The 17734-nt window shown below is 70.4% G+C and carries 22 protein-coding genes and 1 tRNA gene; 15 read left to right on the top strand and 8 right to left on the bottom strand.

The window, feature by feature from the left end:
- Position 1: 1 nt before the first annotated feature.
- The 10 genes from ACWGPF_RS04825 to ACWGPF_RS04780 all read left to right on the top strand — a co-directional run bounded on the left by ACWGPF_RS04825 (position 2) and on the right by ACWGPF_RS04780 (position 9416).
- Complete coding sequence (locus ACWGPF_RS04825; protein WP_452331746.1) at positions 2-847, top strand: ATP-binding cassette domain-containing protein; 846 nt, start codon at positions 2-4, stop codon at positions 845-847.
- The gene (locus tag ACWGPF_RS04820) at positions 840-1604 is read left to right on the top strand and encodes an ABC transporter ATP-binding protein (RefSeq protein WP_452331745.1); all 765 of its coding nucleotides are present in this window, start codon (positions 840-842) and stop codon (positions 1602-1604) included. The genes ACWGPF_RS04825 and ACWGPF_RS04820 overlap by 8 nt, the downstream gene beginning before the upstream one ends.
- Positions 1604-2653 (top strand): ABC transporter permease, encoded by a 1050-nt coding sequence (locus tag ACWGPF_RS04815; RefSeq protein WP_452331744.1) that lies wholly within the window; start codon positions 1604-1606, stop codon positions 2651-2653. Before ACWGPF_RS04820 ends, ACWGPF_RS04815 begins: the two co-directional genes overlap by 1 nt.
- On the top strand, positions 2650-3591 hold the full coding sequence (locus tag ACWGPF_RS04810) for an ABC transporter permease (protein ID WP_452331743.1): 942 nt from the start codon (positions 2650-2652) through the stop codon (positions 3589-3591). The genes ACWGPF_RS04815 and ACWGPF_RS04810 overlap by 4 nt, the downstream gene beginning before the upstream one ends.
- Before the next feature lie 107 nt (positions 3592-3698).
- Positions 3699-5315, top strand: a complete 1617-nt coding sequence (locus tag ACWGPF_RS04805) for an ABC transporter substrate-binding protein (protein ID WP_452331742.1) — start codon at positions 3699-3701, stop codon at positions 5313-5315.
- A 62-nt stretch (positions 5316-5377) separates the two neighbouring features.
- Positions 5378-6691 (top strand): NtaA/DmoA family FMN-dependent monooxygenase, encoded by a 1314-nt coding sequence (locus tag ACWGPF_RS04800; protein WP_452331741.1) that lies wholly within the window; start codon positions 5378-5380, stop codon positions 6689-6691.
- Positions 6692-6890: 199 nt separating this feature from the next.
- Positions 6891-7388 carry an NADPH-dependent FMN reductase gene (locus ACWGPF_RS04795; protein ID WP_452331740.1) on the top strand — a complete coding sequence of 166 codons (498 nt, stop codon included), beginning with the start codon at positions 6891-6893 and terminating at the stop codon, positions 7386-7388.
- Positions 7389-7429: 41 nt separating this feature from the next.
- Positions 7430-7966: a flavin reductase family protein gene (locus ACWGPF_RS04790; RefSeq protein WP_452331739.1), complete on the top strand. Its 537-nt coding sequence runs from the start codon at positions 7430-7432 to the stop codon at positions 7964-7966.
- Positions 7963-8793, top strand: coding sequence for an aldo/keto reductase (locus ACWGPF_RS04785; RefSeq protein ID WP_452331738.1), 831 nt, complete (start codon positions 7963-7965; stop codon positions 8791-8793). The genes ACWGPF_RS04790 and ACWGPF_RS04785 overlap by 4 nt, the downstream gene beginning before the upstream one ends.
- 77 nt (positions 8794-8870) lie before the next feature.
- Positions 8871-9416, top strand: a complete 546-nt coding sequence (locus ACWGPF_RS04780; protein ID WP_452331737.1) for a PH domain-containing protein — start codon at positions 8871-8873, stop codon at positions 9414-9416.
- A 24-nt stretch (positions 9417-9440) separates the two neighbouring features.
- Here ACWGPF_RS04780 and ACWGPF_RS04775 read toward each other — a convergent pair whose 3' ends face one another.
- Positions 9441-9995: a dihydrofolate reductase family protein gene (locus tag ACWGPF_RS04775; protein WP_452331736.1), complete on the bottom strand. Its 555-nt coding sequence runs from the start codon at positions 9993-9995 to the stop codon at positions 9441-9443.
- A 146-nt stretch (positions 9996-10141) separates the two neighbouring features.
- Here ACWGPF_RS04775 and ACWGPF_RS04770 point away from each other — a divergent pair, with 146 nt between their 5' ends.
- Entirely contained in the window at positions 10142-10564 is a 423-nt protein-coding gene (locus ACWGPF_RS04770; protein WP_452331735.1) for a hypothetical protein, read from the top strand.
- Between the two features lie 5 nt (positions 10565-10569).
- Here ACWGPF_RS04770 and ACWGPF_RS04765 read toward each other — a convergent pair whose 3' ends face one another.
- The gene (locus tag ACWGPF_RS04765; protein WP_452331734.1) at positions 10570-10764 is read right to left on the bottom strand and encodes a hypothetical protein; all 195 of its coding nucleotides are present in this window, start codon (positions 10762-10764) and stop codon (positions 10570-10572) included.
- A gap of 43 nt (positions 10765-10807) precedes the next feature.
- Here ACWGPF_RS04765 and ACWGPF_RS04760 point away from each other — a divergent pair, with 43 nt between their 5' ends.
- Positions 10808-11245 (top strand): MarR family winged helix-turn-helix transcriptional regulator, encoded by a 438-nt coding sequence (locus ACWGPF_RS04760; RefSeq protein ID WP_452331733.1) that lies wholly within the window; start codon positions 10808-10810, stop codon positions 11243-11245.
- A gap of 19 nt (positions 11246-11264) precedes the next feature.
- Complete coding sequence (locus ACWGPF_RS04755) at positions 11265-11834, top strand: isochorismatase family protein (protein WP_452331732.1); 570 nt, start codon at positions 11265-11267, stop codon at positions 11832-11834.
- Positions 11835-11864: 30 nt separating this feature from the next.
- On the opposite strand, the gene ACWGPF_RS04750 is transcribed toward ACWGPF_RS04755, so the two are convergent.
- Together ACWGPF_RS04750 and ACWGPF_RS04745 are read right to left on the bottom strand one after the other, a co-directional pair.
- Positions 11865-12041, bottom strand: coding sequence for a hypothetical protein (locus tag ACWGPF_RS04750; RefSeq protein WP_452331731.1), 177 nt, complete (start codon positions 12039-12041; stop codon positions 11865-11867).
- A gap of 59 nt (positions 12042-12100) precedes the next feature.
- Positions 12101-12176: transfer RNA gene (locus tag ACWGPF_RS04745), tRNA-Lys, on the bottom strand.
- 38 nt (positions 12177-12214) lie between these two features.
- On the opposite strand from ACWGPF_RS04745, the gene ACWGPF_RS04740 reads away from it, so the two are divergent.
- Positions 12215-12580: a hypothetical protein gene (locus tag ACWGPF_RS04740; RefSeq protein ID WP_452331730.1), complete on the top strand. Its 366-nt coding sequence runs from the start codon at positions 12215-12217 to the stop codon at positions 12578-12580.
- Positions 12581-12656: 76 nt separating this feature from the next.
- Positions 12657-13286 carry a DNA-directed RNA polymerase subunit beta gene (locus ACWGPF_RS04735; protein WP_452331729.1) on the top strand — a complete coding sequence of 210 codons (630 nt, stop codon included), beginning with the start codon at positions 12657-12659 and terminating at the stop codon, positions 13284-13286.
- Between the two features lie 258 nt (positions 13287-13544).
- Here ACWGPF_RS04735 and pstB read toward each other — a convergent pair whose 3' ends face one another.
- The 4 genes from pstB to ACWGPF_RS04715 form a co-directional block, all read right to left on the bottom strand.
- Positions 13545-14324 (bottom strand): phosphate ABC transporter ATP-binding protein PstB, encoded by a 780-nt coding sequence (pstB, locus tag ACWGPF_RS04730; RefSeq protein WP_345442003.1) that lies wholly within the window; start codon positions 14322-14324, stop codon positions 13545-13547.
- Positions 14325-14364: 40 nt separating this feature from the next.
- The gene (gene pstA / locus ACWGPF_RS04725; RefSeq protein WP_452331728.1) at positions 14365-15450 is read right to left on the bottom strand and encodes a phosphate ABC transporter permease PstA; all 1086 of its coding nucleotides are present in this window, start codon (positions 15448-15450) and stop codon (positions 14365-14367) included.
- The gene (gene pstC, locus ACWGPF_RS04720) at positions 15450-16433 is read right to left on the bottom strand and encodes a phosphate ABC transporter permease subunit PstC (RefSeq protein ID WP_452331727.1); all 984 of its coding nucleotides are present in this window, start codon (positions 16431-16433) and stop codon (positions 15450-15452) included. The genes pstA and pstC overlap by 1 nt, the downstream gene beginning before the upstream one ends.
- A 138-nt stretch (positions 16434-16571) precedes the next feature.
- On the bottom strand, positions 16572-17681 hold the full coding sequence (locus tag ACWGPF_RS04715; protein ID WP_452331726.1) for a phosphate ABC transporter substrate-binding protein PstS: 1110 nt from the start codon (positions 17679-17681) through the stop codon (positions 16572-16574).
- Between the last annotated feature and the right edge of the window lie 53 nt (positions 17682-17734).

Here is a 17734-nt window from a genome sequence, read left to right as displayed (position 1 = left end):
CATGAGCGCACCCGTCCCGGCCCCCGGGCTCGTCCTCCGCAATCTGTCGGTCGCCTACGACGGCGCCTTCGCCGTGCGCGACGTCGTGCTCGACGTCCCCCGGGGCCAGCGGGTCGCGCTCATCGGCGAATCCGGATCCGGTAAGACGACGGTCTGCATGGCCGCCGCCGGGTTCCTCCCGCGATCCGCGACGATCATCGCGGACGAGCGCAGCTTCGAAGGCATCCCCATCGGGGCCGCGCGCCAGAAGACCCTCATCGCGCCCCGGGTCCCGGGCGTGGTCACCATCTTCCAGGACGCCATGTCGTCTCTCGACCCCGTCGCGACGGTCGGCCGGCAGTTCCGAGCCGTCCTCACCGGCGTCCGACGGTTCTCGCGCGAGGGCGCTCGTCAGCGGGCAGCCGGCCTCCTCCGCTCGGTCGGCCTCCTCGATGTCGACCGGGTCTGGGGATCCACTCCGCAGAAGCTCTCCGGGGGCATGCGCCAACGGGTCATGATCGCGCTCGCGCTCGCCGCGGAGCCCCGCCTCATCATCGCCGACGAGCCGACGAGCGCCCTCGATGCGTCGGTCGCCCGCGAGACCATGGAGGTCCTCAGCCGGCTCACCGTCGAGACGGGAGCGGCGCTGCTCATCGTGTCGCACGACATCGCCCTGTGCCGGCACTACGTCGACCATCTCGTCGTCATGCGAGGCGGCGCGGTCGTCGACCGGCTGACACCCGCGGAGCTCGCCGCCCGCGAGCCGGGTTCCTCGTACGCACGCGGGCTCCTCGACGCGATCCCCACGCTCGAGAACTGGGACACCGCCCGTCTGGCCACGATCGAGCAGGAGGCCGTCCGTGCTTGAGTTCCGCGACGTCACCCGCACCTTCCGGGTCGCCGGAGAGGACCATCCCGCGCTCGTCGGCGTGAGCTTCGCCGTCGGCAGCAGCGAGCGCGTCGGGATCATCGGGGAGTCCGGCTCCGGGAAGTCGACCCTCGTCCGCCTCGCGCTCGGGCTGGACCGCCCCGATTCCGGCGAGGTGCTCTATGACGGAGCGCCCGTCGACGGTCACGACCCGAAGGCGCGGCTCGCGTTCCGCCGCGCCGTGCAGTGGATCGGCCAGGACACGGGGGGAGCGTTCAACCCGCGCTGGACGATCCGCGCCACGATGATGCGCGTCAACGCGAAGCTCGGCGGCCTCGACCGCCGCGCCGCGACGGCGCGCATCGAGGAGCTCACCCGGCAGATGGGCCTCGACCCCGTGCTCCTCGACCGCCGGCCCTCCGCACTGTCCGGCGGACAGCGGCAGCGCTTCTCCATCGTGCGCGCCGTGCTGCCGCAACCGCGCCTCCTCCTCGCCGACGAAGCGGTCTCCGCCCTCGACGTCTCCGTGCAGGGCGTGGTGCTGAACCTCCTCCGCGACTACTGCGACCAGGCCGGGTGCGCCCTCATGTTCGTCTCGCACGGGCTGCCGACCACCGCGTTCATGACCTCGCGGGTCCTCGTCATGAAGTCGGGGCGCGTCGTCGAGCGGGGGCCGACGGCCGACGTGCTCGGCGACCCGCAGGACGACTACACGCGCGCCCTCGTCGGCGCCTACCGATACGAAGAGGTGGCCTGATGTCCTGGACGATCTCCCTGCGCCGCACGCACCTGTGGTGGATCCAGCGGCTGGCGCTCATCCCCGTCTACCTCTTCGTCTTCGTCATCCTCGTGTTTTTCCTCGTCCGCGTCATCCCCGGCGATCCCGTCGTCAACGCCGCCGGAGGGCAGAACATCACCGAGGAGCAGTACCTCGACATGCAGGAGGCGATGGGACTCAGCGGCTCCCTCCCCGAACAGCTCGGCGCGTACCTCGCGCGGCTCGTGCAGGGAGATCTCGGCACCTCGTTCAGCTCGGGCGCACCCGTCGCGGAGGACCTCCTGCGGGTGATCCCCGGGACGGTGCAGAACGCCGTCGTCGCCGCGGCGGCGATCCTGCTCCTCGCCTTCGGCGCAGGGATGGCCGTCCTGATCCGGCCGGGGGGCGCCGTCGCGCGCGTCTGCGCGTTCGTCGCGCGGACCGCAGGCGCCGTGCCCGACTTCGTCCTCGGCATCTTCGGGATCCTCGTGTTCTTCGTCGTCCTGGGCGTGGCGCCGGCGCCGATCGGCCTCTACGACGTCACGCTCGCGCCCCCTCCCGTGGTCACCGGCTTCGCGATCGTCGATGCCGCACTCGCCGGCCGGTGGGATGTCGAAGCCTCGATCTGGGCGCATCTGTGGCTCCCCACCCTCACGCTCGCTGCCGCCTACGGCCCGATGCTCCTCAAGGTCCTCATCCCCGCGCTGCAGGAGGCGGCCGAGGCGAACTCGACCAAGTTCGCGGTCTCGACCGGGCAGCGCACGGGTGCCGTGCTGCGATCCGTGTGGCGGCGGGCGCTCCCCGCGGCGCTCGCGATGTTCGGCACGATCTTCGGCTTCCTGCTCGGCGGTGCCGTCGTCATCGAGCAGCTGTTCGCGCTCCAGGGGAGCGCGCAGTACGCGGTCAACGCCGTGAACCGCTCCGACTACGTCGCGCTGCAGGGGATCCTGCTCGCCATCGCCTTCATCTCGCTGCTCGTCTTCTTCGCCGTCGACATCGTGACGGGGATCATCGACCCCCGCCGTCGCGTCTCGACCATCGCATCGTGACCCGCCTGGAGTCTGGAGATCTCATGACCGCGCTCGTCGATTCGCCCCGGACGTCCGAGAGGGCCGCGCCGCCGGCCGGCCCCACGACACCGGCGACAGGAGCACGCGCGAAGCGCGCATCCCCTGCGTCCCGCATCACGGGCATCCTCTCCCTCGGCGGCATCGCGATCATCGTCGCGCTGTGCCTCTTCGGCGAGGCGCTCGCGCCCTACTCGGCGATCCGCGTCGTCGCCGAGCCCTACCTCCTGCCGGGCGCCGCCCATCCGTTCGGTACCGATTCGGCTGGCATGGACGTGTTCTCGCGCACTCTCGCGGGGTTCCGCATCGACGTCGTCATCGGCCTGGCCACGGCGGTCGTCAGCACCGTGCTCGGGATGGTGATCGGGCTCGCCGCCGCGCTGTTCGAGCGCTCCCGATCGCGCCCGCTGCGCGTCCTCGGCCAGGTGGCCTTCCGCATCCTCGACCTGCTGCAGGCGCTTCCCGCGGTCATCGTCGGTCTCGTGCTCGTCGCCTTCTTCGGCGTCAGCATGGTCACTCTCACGCTCGCCATGGTGGTCGCTCTCACGCCGAATCAGGCGCGCCTCGTCCGCGCTGAGGCGCTCCAGGTCGGCGGCGAGGTGTTCGTCGAGAACGCGCGCGTATCGGGGGAATCGGCGACGTCGACGGCGTTCCGGTACATCCTCCCGAACGCCGCCTGGCCGGCGCTCGAGAACACCACGCTCGTGTTCGCGTCGTCCATCGCCCTCGTCGCGGGCCTCGGATTCCTGGGCGTGGGGCTCGCGCCGCCGGCCCCCGAATGGGGATCGATGATCTCGACCGAGGTGTCGGGAGTGCTCACCGGCAAGTGGTGGCCGGTGCTCTTCCCCGCCCTCGCCATGCTGCTCGTCACCGTCTTCTTCGTCGCACTCAACCGGCGCCTCATGCGCCTCACCCGCTGACTTTCCCCTCGCTCCGTCCCGGAGCATCCCGCATCACTCCACCCCACCCGAGGAGTACAGCCATGCCTTCTTCCCTCCCCACCGCCTCTCTCTGTGGCAGGCGCCTCATGCGCCTCGCCACCGCTGCCGCCGCAGCCGCCGGGGTGCTCGCGCTCGCGGCGTGCGGCGCCGCCACGACCGCCGACGAGTCCGCCGACGGCACGGTCGTGACGATCGTGCAGCCCGACAACAACATGGGATGGTCGCTCGACTACACGTTCAGCGGCATGGAGCAGTCGGTCAACACGCAGGCGACGCTGCTCAAGAAGCCGTACGTCGACACCGACCAGGCCGGCGTCCAGGCGCAGGACATGGCGACGTTCGAGCCCTACCTCGCCGAATCCCTCGAGGTGAGCGACGACGGCCTCGTCTACACCTTCACGCTGCGCGAGGTCACGAGCGCGCACGGCAATCCGCTCACGGCCGAGGACGTGCGGTGGTCCTGGGAGCGGAAGTTCGAGACGCCGACCTCGGTGGCGTACGGCGCGGCAGGGCCGGTCTGGTACGACCCCGACGAGATGATCGAGGTGATTGACGAGCGCACCGTGTCGTTCACCCTGACGGACGCCGGCTACGGCACCGAGTTCCAGGCGCTCCTCTCCGATGTGCTCGGCGAGGTGTACGACTCGGTCTGGCTCACCGAGAACGCCACCGACGACGACCCGTACGCCGTCGAGTTCTCCGCGCAGAACCCGAACTTCGGGTTCGGGCCGTACGAGGTCACCGACTGGGATCCGGCCACCGGCGCCACGCTCGTCGCTCGCGAGGACACGGGGCTCCCGGTCGTGCCCGACGTCGACACCGTCATCGTGCGGATCGTGCCCGACAGCGGTGCGCGGGTGACCGCCGTCGAGAGCGGCAGCGCCGACATCGCGGAGAACGTCGACCCCGCGGCGCTCGCCGAGGCGGCCGAGAACCCCGACGTCGTCGTCCCGACGGTGACCAACTCGAACACCTACGTCATGATGCCCCTCGTCACCAACAAGGCGCCCTTCGACGACGCGACGGTCCGGCAGGCGTTCGCCTATGCCGTGCCGTACGACCAGATCATCGAGAACGTCTTCCACGGGCGTGCCGTGCGCAACGGATCCGGCTTCCTCGACCGGGAGGCCCCCGGCTACTCCGACGCGGGCATCCCCGAGTACTCCTACGATCCCGAGGCCGCGCTCGAGCTGCTGGAGAGCGCGGGCATCTCGACGCCGGTCGAGGTCACGCTGACCGTCAGCGCGTCCGACGCCGACCTCGCCAACACGGCCATCCAGATCCAGTCCGCCGCGGCCGACGCCGGCTTCGCGGTGACGATCGACGAGCAGAACCAGTCGCAGTTCAACGCGCAGCGTGTCGACCACTCGGGGGAGGCGTTCCTCCTGCGCGACTACGCGATCACGATGGCGCCGGGCTACGAGCTCAACGTCTACACGGTGATCGACGGAGCCAACAACCTCGCCGACTGGAACGACGAGACCTTCCAGGAACTCAAGCTCGCGGGGTACGACTACGCGGACTCGTTCTCCGACGAGGCGGGGCAGGCGTGGGCCGCGGCCGAGGCGTACTGGATCGAGTCCTCGCCCATCGTGTTCATCGGGCAGACGCAGCCCCCGGTCCTGCTGAGCGCCGACGTGACGGGCTACGCGATCCGCTCCGACCAGTGGATGGACTACTCCAACCTCACGCTCGCGGACTGATCGTCCATCCTTCCGGCGAGGCGCCCGCGCGGCGCCTCGCCCCCTATGAAAGAGGTACTCGCATGTTTCAGCTCGGCTGGTTCGGCAACCTGACGGCTCCCGAGTGGGCCCCGGCGCCCACGGCCCCCTACGTGACCGACGACGCGACGACGTGGATGGACGGCCGCTTCTACATCGACCAGGTGCGAAATCTCGAGCGCGCGGGATTCGACTTCCTCATGCTCGAGGACTCGCTCATGGTGCCCGACATGTACCAGGGCACGTCTGAGATGGCGCTCAAGCATGCGCGGTACGCGCCCAAGCTCGACCCCGTCGTGACGGCGTCGATGCTCGCGTACGCGACGGAGCACATCGGGATCATCTGCACGGCTTCCACGACGTTCTACAACCCCTACCAGCTGGCGCGCCAGTTCGCGACGCTCGACCACATCACGCGCGGACGCATCGGCTGGAACATGGTGACGAGCTCCGAGGACCGCGCGGCCCAGAACTTCGGGATGGACAAGCTGCCGGAGCACGATCTGCGCTACGAGATGGCGGACGAGTTCAAGCAGTGCGTCGAGGCGCTGTGGAACTCGTGGGATGAGGACGCGATCGTCGCCGACCCGAGGACGGGCTACTACGCCGACTACACGAAGGTCAAGCGCGCGGACTTCGAGGGCAGGTTCTTCAAGTCGCGGGGGCCGCTCAACGTCCCTCGCAGCCCGCAGGGCACTCCCGTCTACTGCCAGGCCGGCGGATCGCCCAAGGGACGCGATTTCGCGGCGAAGAACACCGATCTCATCCTGAACATCCCCCACGGCGTCCAGGGCATGAAGGAGTTCCGCGACGACATCCGCCGTCGTGCGGAGGGCTTCGGGCGCGACCCCGACGACATCAAGGTGTTCTTCGTCGTGCTCCCGATCATCGGCGAGACCGAGGCGGAGGCGAAGGCGATCGAGCAGGCGTGGGCGGACGCGAAGGACTACAACTTCGAAGTGAACATGGCCCACTTCGAGGCCACGCAGGAGATCGACATGTCGGTCTTCGACCCCGATCAGCCGCTGCCTGCCGACGTCTCGACGAACGGCCACCAGTCGACGCTCGCGAACACCAAGCGGGCGTGGGGCGACAAGACGATCCGCGAGGCCGCGTCCGAGAGCAGCCGGATCTCCTCGATCCCGCTCGTGGGCACGGCCGATCAGGTCGCGGAGCGGATGGGCGAGGTCATGGAGGAGGTCGGCGGCGACGGGTTCCTCATCTACAACCAGCCCATGAGCCGGCACTACATCGCGTCCATCACCGACGCGCTGTCGCCGGCGCTCCGTCGGCGAGGACTCATCCGCACCGGATTCAAGCACGCGCATCTCCGGGACAACCTGCGCGACTACGCGTAGGCCGGCCCGCCTGTCCGCGGCGTTATCGCAGCTGCACACGCCGCCGGTCTCTCTGAAAGCGCCCCCGACCAGGACATCGTCGGGGGCGCTTTCCTGCGCTCCCGCGACGCCTGCGGCGTAATGGACGCGCAAATCCGCAGATATGCCGGGGCAACCCGCGTCTGGTGTCCTGGGGGACGTCACGAACCGAGAGGACCCCATGAACGTCACGGTTGTCGCCGGAAACCCCAAGCCCGGCTCGCGCACGCTGGAGGCCGGACGGATCCTCGCGCGCGAGTTCACGGCCGAGTGGCAGGAGGTCGACGTCGTCGGCCTCGGCGCCGGGCTTTTCGGCTGGGGCGACGAGGCGGTCGCCGCGGCCGTGACGACGGTCGCGGAGAGCGACCTCGTCATCGTCGCATCGCCCACCTTCAAGGCGACGTACTCGGGGATCCTGAAGCTCTTCCTCGACCAGTTCGAGACGGGCACCGGGATGGCCGGGGTCACCGCGATCCCGCTCATGCTGGGCGCGGGCCCCGCCCACTTCATGGCTCCCGACCTGCTGCTCAAGCCGCTGCTCGTCGAGCTCGGCGCCGTCGTGCCGGTGCAGGGGCTGTACCTCTCCGACCGGACATACGCGGATGAGGGCGCGCTCGACGCGTGGCTCGACCGCTGGCGCGCGGCCGTCGCGTCGACCACCGGGCTCGCCCGGGCCTGACCACCATCCCGATCCGCACCGCACCTCCAGGAGATCCCCTCATGACCATCGTCTCGCCGGCCCAGCCGGATCACGCCCACCGCCTCGCGAGCATCGACGCGGAACCCGAGCGCGTGCGCGCCGCGATGGGGCGCTTCCCGTCCGGCATCGCCGCCATCTGCGCCGTGGTCGACGGCAGCCGCACCGCGATCGTCGCCTCCTCGTTCTCCGCGGGGGTGTCGTATGCGCCGCCGATGGTGATGTTCTCCGTGCAGAAGAGCTCGACCACGTGGCCCACTCTCCGCCGCGCCGCGCGTCTCGGGGTGAGCATCCTCGGATCCACCCAGTCCGACGCGTGCATGCAGCTCGCTTCGCGCTCCCGCGACCGGTTCGCCGGGCTCGACACGATCGAGACCGCATTGGGCGCGCTCCTCATCGAGGAGGCCACCATGTGGCTCGAGTGCGAGGTGGTGAGCACCACTCCCGCGGGCGATCATGAGATCGTCGTGCTCCAGGTGCACGGGATCGGCTTCGCGGAGGACCGTGTTCCGCTGGTGTACCACCAGCGGCGCTTCCATTCCCTCCACGCCCTCGCATGACTCCAGTCGAGGCCGTCGTGCCCCCGCTCGGATTCGGCGTGTGGCAGATCACGGGTGAGGACGCCGTGTCGGTGATCCGCCACGCGATCGACGTCGGCTATCCGCTCATCGACACCGCCTCCGCCTACGGCAACGAGGGCGAGGTCGGAACCGCGCTCCGCCAGTCGGGATCCGCGGGCGACCGCGTCCAGGTGACGACGAAGGTGTGGATGGTCGATTACGTCGACGTTGCCCGTGCCGTCGACGTGAGCCGTCGGCTGCTCAGGCGGGATCGTATCGACACCGTCCTGCTGCACTGGCCGTCGCCGCAGCGGTTCGAGCGAACGGCACGGGCCTGGGATGCGCTCGTCGAGCTCCAACAGGATGGTGTCGTCGGGTCTGCCGGCGTCTCGAACTTCACGCCCGCGCACCTCGACCGCCTCGCGGCTGGCTCCGGAGCGGCCCCCGCGCTTAACCAGATCGAGCGCCACCCGTACGTCGGCCAGGCGACGGCCATCGCAGCGCATCGCGCGAGGGGCATCGCGACGCAGGCGTACTCGCCGCTCGGCGGGCCGACCGGCGGGCGGGTGCGGCCGGTCGAGGACCCGGTCGTCGCCGTGGTCGCTGAGGAGGCGGGGGTGAGTCCCGCGCAGGTGATCCTCGCCTGGCACCGCGCCCACGGCGTCTCCGCCATCCCGCGTTCGGGCAATCGCGCTCGCATCGAGGCCAACCTGGCCTCGCTCGGGGTCGAGCTCGCGCCCGCACAGGTGCGACGCCTCGATGCGCTCGAGACGGGCTGCCGCCTCGCCGCCGACCCCGACCTGGTTGACGAGTTCACCTTCTCGTAGCGCGGGCGCCGACGTGCACGCCCCTCGCCCGATACGCTGACCCCCGACCGGGGCAGCCGACAGGGGAGGAGCGGACGATGAGCGATGACACGGGAGAGGTGCTCCTGGCTCGCGTGCGCACGCATCCCAAGCGCCTGTTCTGGACGATCGTGCTCCAGCTCGTCCTCATCGCCGCGCATGTGCTCGTCGCGGTCTTCTGGCCCGCCCCGACGGGCGCCGCGTGGTTCGACGACTGGGGGCAGCCCGTCGTGCACGCGATCATCGCGATCGTCGAGATCGTCTACTTCGTCGTGCCGGTGAGCAGGTGGTGGTGCACCGTCTTCACCCTCACGACGCTGCGGGTCGAGCGCCGCTGGGGCGTCATCTGGAAGCGGTCCCGGGAGATCCCGCTGTCGCGCATCACGTCGATCGAGGTGCAGCAGGGACTGCTCGACAGGATCTTCGGCTGCGGCACGGTGGTGTTCTTCGACGCCGCGGTCGTCCCGCCCGCGGAGTACGGCCCCCTCGACGAGCCGACCGAGGATGCTCCGATGGTCGGCGTCCGGTTCCTCGACGTCCCGCGGGTGGGGGAGTTCCGCGAACTCGTCGACCAGGCGCGGTTCGGACGTGCGGCGCGCGCCTGACGGGCGGGGCCGCGCAGTCGCGGATCATGCCTCCGCGCGACGCCAGCGCTCGTAGACGACGCGCCCGCCGAACACCCGAGATTCGACGAGGTCGAGGGTGATCGGATCGGCGACGTGGGGGAGGAGCGGTGCTCCGCCTCCCACGATGATGGGATATCGGAAGACGCGGAACTCGTCCACGAGGCCGAGGGCGATCGCCTGCCCGGCGATCTCCGCCCCGCCGATCTCGACGTCGCCGCCGACCTCGGCCGTGAATGCCGCGATCTCCTCCGCGATCTCTCCCGTCGCGAGTCGCGCGCGGCCATCCACCTCGGTCAGGGTGCGGCTGAAGACGAGCTTCGGTAGGGCGGTCCACGCGTCGGCGAAGGCGGCCTCATCCGCCGTGCCGCGCAGGGCGGGTTCGGTCTCCCACACGCGCATCGTCTCGTAGAGGCGTCTGCCGAGCACGACCCCCTCCGCCTCCTGGACGAACGCGAGATGGAAGGCGAACAGCTCGGCGTCGGGAGCGCCCCACTGGAAGTCTCCCGTGCGGTCGTGGATGTACCCGTCGACCGAAGTGCTCATCGACACGATCAGCATGCGTCACGCTCCTCATCGGACTGCCGTGGTCGGTTCCGACTCTAGACCCGGAGCGGCGCGCGCGCGGGGACGGCGCCCCCGCCGTGCCATCGCCGGGGGACCCGCTCCTCTAGAATCGATCTGCCTGTCGCAGAAGGCGCGTCCGCGTGGCGCGCCTTCTGCCGTACCCCTGGAGCGTCATGGACCCGAGCAGCGTGATCGGCGCGATCACCGAGCTGTTCTCGTGGATCGGCTTCGGCGCGTTCGCCGTGCTGGGGGCGGCCGCCGTCGTCGCGCGGCTCGCGGACGGCACGTGGACGCCCGTGCGGGCGTTCGTGCTCCCCGATGACGGCATCGTGCGATGGTTCGGGACGGGCCACGTGGTCGGAGAGGCGCCCCTCACCGAGGAGCTGCGCCGGGCGGCCGGCGACGCCGACGAGCTCGACCTCTTCACGCGGGTGGACCATCCGGGCAGCGCGCGGCTGCACGCACGATCGCCGCTTCCGCGCCTGCTCGCGTGGACGGCGCTCGGGTTCGGCGCCCTCGGCGTCGTGTCGACGGCCGTCCAGCTCATCCTCGCGGCGGCCTGATCGGATCAGGGGCAGCGCAGCTCGCCGTCCACGAGCACATGGTCCGCTTTGTCCGCACCGCATCGGTGACAGGGCGTGCCGCGGCCCTCGCCGAGCTGAGCAGGGCCCGCGAGACGGATGAGCGAGCGGTTGAACCACTGGTAGAACCCGCCTGCCTCGCGGATCCGCGTGCGGAGGGGCTTCTTTCTGCGGGAGGTCATAGTGATTAGTGTACTAACGATTCGCCCACGATAGGGTGGAGTGGTGACGGAACGTGATGACCTGCTCAAGCTCGACAACCAGCTGTGCTTCGCCATCGTCACCGCCGCGCGCAACGTCGTCGCCATCTACCGGCCGGTGCTCGAGCCGCTCGGGCTGACGCACCCGCAGTACCTCGTCATGCTCGCGCTGTGGGAGGAGTCGCCGCGCACGCTCGGCGACCTCGCATCGGCTCTTGCGCTCGAGCCCGCGACGGCCTCGCCACTCGTGAAGCGCCTGGAGGCCCAGGGGTACGTCCGCAGGGAGCGGCGGGCCGACGACGAACGCCGCCTCGCGATCGGGCTCACGGAGGAGGGCGCCGCGCTGCGCAGCCAGGCGCTCGCGGTGCCGGAGCAGATCATGGCACGGACGGGGCTCGACGTCGAACGGCTGACGGCCATCCGCGATGCCCTCGCGCCCTTCGTGGGGAGCGTCGACGCGTGAGGCGGCGTACCCTCTGAGCATGACCAGGGCGCTTCTCATCGTCGACGTGCAGAACGACTTCACGGAGGGCGGCGCGCTCGGCGTCGACGGCGGCGACGCGGTCGCCGCCGGGATCACGCGGCATCTCGCCGATCACGGCGCCGACTACGCGCTCGTCATCGCGTCACGGGACTGGCACGACGCGGACGGCGACAACGGGGGCCACTTCGCCGCCGACGCGCCCGACTTCGTCGACACGTGGCCCGTGCACTGCGTGGCCGGAACGGCCGGTGCGGAGTACGACCCGGGCCTCGACACGTCTGCCGTGACGCATCACGTGAAGAAGGGGCAGGGGAAGCCTGCGTACTCGCTCTTCGAGGGGACCACCGACGCCGGCGGCACGGTTGCCGAGCTGCTCGCGCAGAACGGCATCGAGTCGGTCGACGTGGTCGGCATCGCGACCGACTACTGCGTCCGCGCGTCGGCGCTCGATGCCATCGCCCTCGGGCAGCACGTGCGCGTGCTGACGTCGCTCGTCGCCGGCGTCGCGGCCGAGTCGTCCGAGCGCGCCCTCGCCGAGCTCGCGCACGCCGGAGCGGAGCTCGTCTAGGGGCTCCCGGCCGGTGCGCCCGGCCTCGCGTCACCCACGACCCGGGGGGTCGGACGGCGCCGCGAGGACGTCGAGAGCGCCCGTGCGCACCATGGCCTCGTGCCGGTCGCGCAGCTCTCGCCGCGTCCGCACCGAACGGCGGATGCCGCGCGCCGACGCCGTCACGACGACGAGCACCGCGATTCCGGCGAGGTAGGCGATCTCCACCCGCCCAGGGTAGGGGACTGCGCACCGGCAGGTCCAGGACCGGTGCGGACGTCTCGTGATGGTGGGCCCAGAGGGGCTCGAACCCTCGACCCGCGGATTAAAAGTCCGATGCTCTACCGACTGAGCTATAGGCCCGCATCCACTTTAGTCGGCCGCGGTGGTAGCTTCGGGCCATGCGAGGCAGGCGCGGCGTCGGAGCGGACGCCGAGAGGGCCGGCCGCGAGTGGTTCGACGAGACGCTCCGGGCGGCGAGAGACGTGCACACGATCGGCGAGCGGCGGGCGTCGGAGGGCATCCTGCTCGCTCTCGACCGCTGGTTCATCGACCGCGGCGACCTCCGCGGGCCGTCGGGGGAGCTCGCACTCGTCGTCGAGTCCGTGCTCGCGGACGGGGTGCTCGCGGAACGCCGCGGCATCCGCTACGACCGCGCGGAGTCGGTCCTCGGGAACACGCTGGGCGAGCACCTCACCCTGACGTTCGACGACGTCGAGCGGCTCGGCGACGCGTTCTTCGCGCATCTCGCCCGGCACGGCCGTTGAACGCCTCCCATTCTACCGGCGCCCCCTGGAGGCGCTCCCGGCCCCGCGACGCGGTGCGGCGCGTAGCCTTCTGGGGATGAGTGCGGAGTTCAGCAAGCCGGTGCGCCGGCCGTCCGAGACGTTCGATCGGCTGTTCGCGGGAGCCGATCCCGCGGAGATCTCGCGCGCCGCCCACGCCACCGCGACGGCGCTGCTCGCCCGCGTGCGCCACGAGTCCGACGAGGGCGTGGTGGAGCGCCTCGTCACGTTCACCGCGAGCCACGGCATCGACGACATCGCGGAGCTGTGGTCGCAGTCTCCGGCCCGGTCGCTCCCCGGTTCGCTCTGGCGTCTCTACCTCGTCCAGCTCGCCATCCACGACGACCCGCGCACGGCGGCGCTGCTGTACGAGCGGGGGAGGAACGAGCTCCACTCGGCCGACACCGTGGTCGCGGGCGCCCCCAGCCCGGCGGGGCCGGACGAGCTCGTGGCGCTCATCGACACCATCCTCCGCGGCGCCTTCACGGGCGACTACGCCGTCGCCCTCGACCGCACGGCGGCGTTCTGCCGGGTGCAGGCGTCGGGGGCGACGCACCTCGCAGACGACTACGAGCCGACCGAGCCTGGGCGGGCATCCGAGCTGACCACGCGCGCGCTGCGGCTGTCGGCGTTCGCCGTCGACCTGACCGCGGCGGCGCGGCTCTGGCGGCGGGAGTCCCTCGACTGACGAGCGAGGCCGCCGCGGGAAGAGTGAAGCCGAGCCGCAGAGAACGCCTCACGGCGGAAGGCCGCTCGCAGCGGCGAATATTGGAGCCCGGGGTTACTGCGGCCCGGCCATCACAGTCTAACCGGCACCGGGAGCACGGCATTCCCGGCCGGTGCCCAGCCGCCCCCGCAGCCCGGGCGCGTCGGGGACGAACGCCGTACGGAGACGGCGGAGGCCGATCCCGACGAGCGGGACCGGCCTCCGAGGCGCGCGGATTGCTCAGCCGAAGCGGCCGGAGACGTAGTCCTCGGTCGCCTGCACCGACGGCGTCGTGAAGATCTTCGTCGTGTCGTCGTACTCGATGAGCTTGCCGGGCTTGCCCGTGCCGGCGATGTTGAAGAACGCGGTCCGGTCGCTCACGCGCGAGGCCTGCTGCATGTTGTGCGTGACGATCACGACCGTGTAGTCGTTCTTCAGCTCGCCGATGAGCTCCTCGATCGCGAAGGTCGAGATCGGGTCGAGCGCCGAGCACGGCTCGTCCATGAGGATGATGTCGGGCGACACGGCGATCGCGCGCGCGATGCAGAGACGCTGCTGCTGGCCGCCCGACAGGCCCGAGCCCGGCTTGTCGAGTCGGTCCTTGACCTCGTTCCAGAGGTTCGCGCCCGTGAGCGACTTCTCGACGAGGTCGTCGGCGTCGCCCTTCGAGATGCGCTTGTTGTTGAGCTTCACGCCCGCGAGCACGTTCTCGCGGATGGACATGGTCGGGAACGGGTTCGGCCGCTGGAAGACCATCCCGACCTGCCGGCGCACGAGCACGGGGTCTACGCCCTGCCCGTAGAGGTTCTGGCCGTCGACGAGGACCTCGCCCTCGACGCGCGCGCCAGGGATGACCTCGTGCATGCGGTTGAGCGTGCGGAGGAACGTGGACTTGCCGCATCCCGACGGGCCGATGAACGCCGTGACGGTGCGGGGCTTGATGTCGATGGACACGCCCTCGACGGCGAGGAAGTCGCCGTAGTAGACGTTGAGGTCGTTGACTTCGATGCTCTTGGACACCTGGGTCTCTTTCTGTGGAGTCGTTCGGGTCGAGGGGCCGTCAGCGGCCGGTCATCTTCGGGGCGAAGATCTTGGCGATCAGACGCGCGGCGAGGTTGAGCACCATGACGATGAGGATGAGGGTGAGCGCGGCCGCCCATGCGCGGTCGAAGTACGCGTCGGCCGGAAGACCGGGGTACTTCGCCTGCATGTAGGCGAACACGGGGAGCGTCGCCATCTGACCGTCGAACATGTTGAGGTTCAGGTTCGGGACGATGCCGACGGTCAGGAGGAGCGGCGCCGTCTCGCCGATGACGCGGGAGATGGCGAGCATGACGCTCGTCGTGATGCCGGCGATCGACGTCGGGATGACGATCTTGACGATCGTCAGCCACTTCGGCACGCCGAGCGCGTACGACGCCTCGCGGAGCTCGTTCGGGACGATCCGGAGCAGTTCCTCGCTGCCGCGCACGACGACGGGGATCATGAGCACCGACAGGGCGAGGGAGCCCATGATGCCCATGCGGGTCCCTGCCCCGAACAGGAGGGCGAACACCGCGTAGATGAACAGACCGGCGACGATCGACGGGATGCCCGTCATGACGTCCACGAGGAACGTGATGGCCTTCGCCAGCCGGCCGCGCCCGTACTCGACGAGGTAGATCGCCGTCATGAGCCCGATCGGAACCGAGATGACGGTGGCGCCGAGGGTGATGAGGAGCGTGCCCCAGATGGCGTGGACGGCCCCGCCGCCCTCTCCGGCGATGTTGCGCATCGAGAAGCTGAAGAACTCCCCGTCGAAGCGCGCGATGCCGTTGACGACGACCGTGTACAGGAGCGAGATGAGCGGCAGCAGCGCGATGATGAACGCGGTCGCGACCAGCGTCGTCATGACGCGGTCGACCGCGTGCCGACGCGTCTCGCCGAGGGAGGACGTGAGTGCGATGAGGCCGATGTAGACGACCATCCCCACGAAGACGGTGCCGGCGATGTTGAACTCCGCGACGTCGCCGCTCGTGTTCAGCACCGTGAAGAGCACGGCGGAGGCGAACATCGAGAACGCGAGCAGCGCCCACGGCACCCAGCGCGGGAGGTGGCCTGCGGAGAGCGACGCGCGGGGTGCGGCGCCTGCGGTGACGGCGGACATCAGTTCGCTCCAGAGAACTCGGCACGACGCGCCACGATCCAGCGCGCGATCGCGTTGACGGCGAAGGTGACGATGAACAGGATGAGGCCGGCCGCGATGAGCGTCGACACGCCCTCGTCGTGCGCCTCGGGGAACCGGAGGGCGATGATCGCGGGGATCGTCGTCGGGTTCTCCGGGTTGAGCAGGTTGAACGTGACGATGCCGAGGGGCGAGAGCACGAGCGTCACGGCCATCGTCTCGCCGAGTGCGCGTCCGAGCCCCAGCATGGCGCCCGACACCATGCCGCTGCGCGCGAACGGCAGCACAGCCATCCGCACCATCTCCCAGCGCGTCGCGCCGAGCGCGAGCGCCGCCTCCTCGTGGAGCTTCGGCGTCTGCAGGAACACCTCGCGGCAGATGGCGGTCATGATCGGCAGGATCATGACCGCGAGCACGAGCGACGCGGTGAGGATGGTCTTGCCGGTGCCCGACGGCGTGCCTCCGAAGATGGGGATCCACCCGAAGTTGCTGTTCAGCCACTGGTAGAAGGGGACGAGCATCGGCGCGAACGTCAGGGCCCCCCACAGTCCGAACACCACCGACGGGACGGCCGCCAGCAGGTCGATGACGTAGCCGAGCACGGCGGCGAGCCGGCGCGGGGCGTAGTGCGAGATGAAGAGCGCGATGCCGAGCGCGATCGGCGCGGCGATGACGAGCGCGATCGCCGACGCCCACAGCGTGCCGAAGACGAAGGGCCACACCCAGGTGAGGAACGGCTGCCCCTCGAGGATGTGGTTGTCGGACGTGTCCGCCTTGAAGGCCGGGATCGCCTGGACGATGAGGAAGATCGCCACCGCGGCCAGGGTGATGAGGATGATCGTCCCGGCCGCGAGCGCGGTTCCCGAGAAGATCCGGTCGCCGAGGCGCATGACGGCCTTGGGCCGCGCCGTCGGGCCGGAGGGAGCGCCGGACGGCGCCTCGCTCTCCGTGGTGGTCGTGGTCATGCGGTCCCGCTCCTCGGGTGGTCGGATCGTGATGGGGTGCGTGGTTCGCACGGAGATGCCCCCGCGCCGCGATCCCGGACGGATGCGGAGCGCGGGGGCACCTTCATGGTCGAGTCGAGCTGTCGAGGCCCTCGCGGGTCACTCGACGACGATGGCGTCGAGAGCCGTGGCGATCTGCTCCTGCAGGGCGGAGGAGAGCGGGGCGCTGCCGGCGGCCTCGGCCGCGACCTGCTGGCCGTCCTCGCTCGTCACGTAGGAGATGTACTCCTTGACGAGGCCCGCGACCTCGGCGTCCTCGTACTCGGTGCACGCGATGAGGTAGCTCACCAGCGCGATCGGGTACGCGCCGGCGGGAGCGGCGGCCGGGTCGACGGCGAACGCGAGGTCGTGGGCCGAGCGGCCCTCCTCGAGCGGCGAGGCCTCGACGAGCGCGGCGGTCGCGTCGGCCGAGTACGCGACGAACTCGTCGCCGTTCTGGACCGCGACCTGACCGAGGCCCTCGGTGCGGGACGCGTCGGCGAAGCCGATGTAGCCGACGCCGTTCGTGATGGCGTCGACGACGCCCGAGGTGCCGTCGGCGCCCTCGCCCGACTGCAGCGGCCACTCGTCGGAGGCCTCGTTCGTCCACACCTCGGGCGCGGTCGCCTCGAGGTAGGCGGTGAACGTCTCCTGCGTGCCCGACGCGTCGGCGCGGTGCACCGGCACGATCGCCTGGTCGGGGAGCTCGACGCCCTCGTTGAGCGCGGCGATCGCGTCGTCGTTCCAGTTGGCGATGTCGCCCGCGAAGATGCCGGCGATCGTCGCCGCGTCGAGGTTGAGCGTGTCGATGCCCTCGAGGTTGAACGCGATCGCGACGGGCGAGATGTACGCGGGGACCTCGAGGATGTCGTCGCTCGTGCACGCGCCGAAGCCGCCGGCGGCGATCTCGTCGGCCGTGTAGGCGCGGTCGGAGCCGATGAAGTCGGAGGCGCCGGAGATGAAGTTCTCACGGCCGGTGCCGGAGCCCGTCGCCGTGTAGAGCACGGTCGCGTCGGGGTTCGCGGTCTGGAACGCGGTGACCCACGCCTGCTGCGCGGCCTCCTGCGAGGAGGCGCCGGTCGCCTCGATCGTGCCGCTGATCGAACTGGCGGCGGAGCCTTCGGTGCCACCGGTCGACGACGTGGTCCCCTCGTTCGCGGCGCAGCCGGCGAGGGACAGGGCTGCGACGGCGCCCACGGCGGCCAGGCTCGAAAGACGAGTGATCTTCACGGTGAATCCTCATTCGGTTCAGTGTCAGGGACGGCCCCGCCGGGTCGCAGGGC

It is taken from the genome of Microbacterium sp. NPDC055683, from assembly GCF_053617895.1.
Note: the sequence above shows the minus strand (reverse complement) of the source record. Positions and strands in the feature narration are given on the sequence as shown.

What these genes read in the sequence shown, in the direction of transcription:
- ACWGPF_RS04825 (WP_452331746.1), top strand. Translation starts at nt 2, where the DNA reads ATGAGCGCACCCGTCCCGGCCCCCGGGCTCGTCCTCCGCAATCTGTCG.
- ACWGPF_RS04815 (WP_452331744.1), top strand. Translation starts at nt 1,604, where the DNA reads ATGTCCTGGACGATCTCCCTGCGCCGCACGCACCTGTGGTGGATCCAG.
- ACWGPF_RS04805 (WP_452331742.1), top strand. Translation starts at nt 3,699, where the DNA reads ATGCGCCTCGCCACCGCTGCCGCCGCAGCCGCCGGGGTGCTCGCGCTC.
- ACWGPF_RS04800 (WP_452331741.1), top strand. Translation starts at nt 5,378, where the DNA reads ATGTTTCAGCTCGGCTGGTTCGGCAACCTGACGGCTCCCGAGTGGGCC.
- ACWGPF_RS04795 (WP_452331740.1), top strand. Translation starts at nt 6,891, where the DNA reads ATGAACGTCACGGTTGTCGCCGGAAACCCCAAGCCCGGCTCGCGCACG.
- ACWGPF_RS04790 (WP_452331739.1), top strand. Translation starts at nt 7,430, where the DNA reads ATGACCATCGTCTCGCCGGCCCAGCCGGATCACGCCCACCGCCTCGCG.
- ACWGPF_RS04785 (WP_452331738.1), top strand. Translation starts at nt 7,963, where the DNA reads ATGACTCCAGTCGAGGCCGTCGTGCCCCCGCTCGGATTCGGCGTGTGG.
- ACWGPF_RS04780 (WP_452331737.1), top strand. Translation starts at nt 8,871, where the DNA reads ATGAGCGATGACACGGGAGAGGTGCTCCTGGCTCGCGTGCGCACGCAT.
- ACWGPF_RS04775 (WP_452331736.1), bottom strand. Translation starts at nt 9,995, where the DNA reads ATGCTGATCGTGTCGATGAGCACTTCGGTCGACGGGTACATCCACGAC.
- ACWGPF_RS04765 (WP_452331734.1), bottom strand. Translation starts at nt 10,764, where the DNA reads ATGACCTCCCGCAGAAAGAAGCCCCTCCGCACGCGGATCCGCGAGGCA.
- ACWGPF_RS04755 (WP_452331732.1), top strand. Translation starts at nt 11,265, where the DNA reads ATGACCAGGGCGCTTCTCATCGTCGACGTGCAGAACGACTTCACGGAG.
- ACWGPF_RS04740 (WP_452331730.1), top strand. Translation starts at nt 12,215, where the DNA reads ATGCGAGGCAGGCGCGGCGTCGGAGCGGACGCCGAGAGGGCCGGCCGC.
- ACWGPF_RS04735 (WP_452331729.1), top strand. Translation starts at nt 12,657, where the DNA reads ATGAGTGCGGAGTTCAGCAAGCCGGTGCGCCGGCCGTCCGAGACGTTC.
- pstA (WP_452331728.1), bottom strand. Translation starts at nt 15,450, where the DNA reads ATGTCCGCCGTCACCGCAGGCGCCGCACCCCGCGCGTCGCTCTCCGCA.
- pstC (WP_452331727.1), bottom strand. Translation starts at nt 16,433, where the DNA reads ATGACCACGACCACCACGGAGAGCGAGGCGCCGTCCGGCGCTCCCTCC.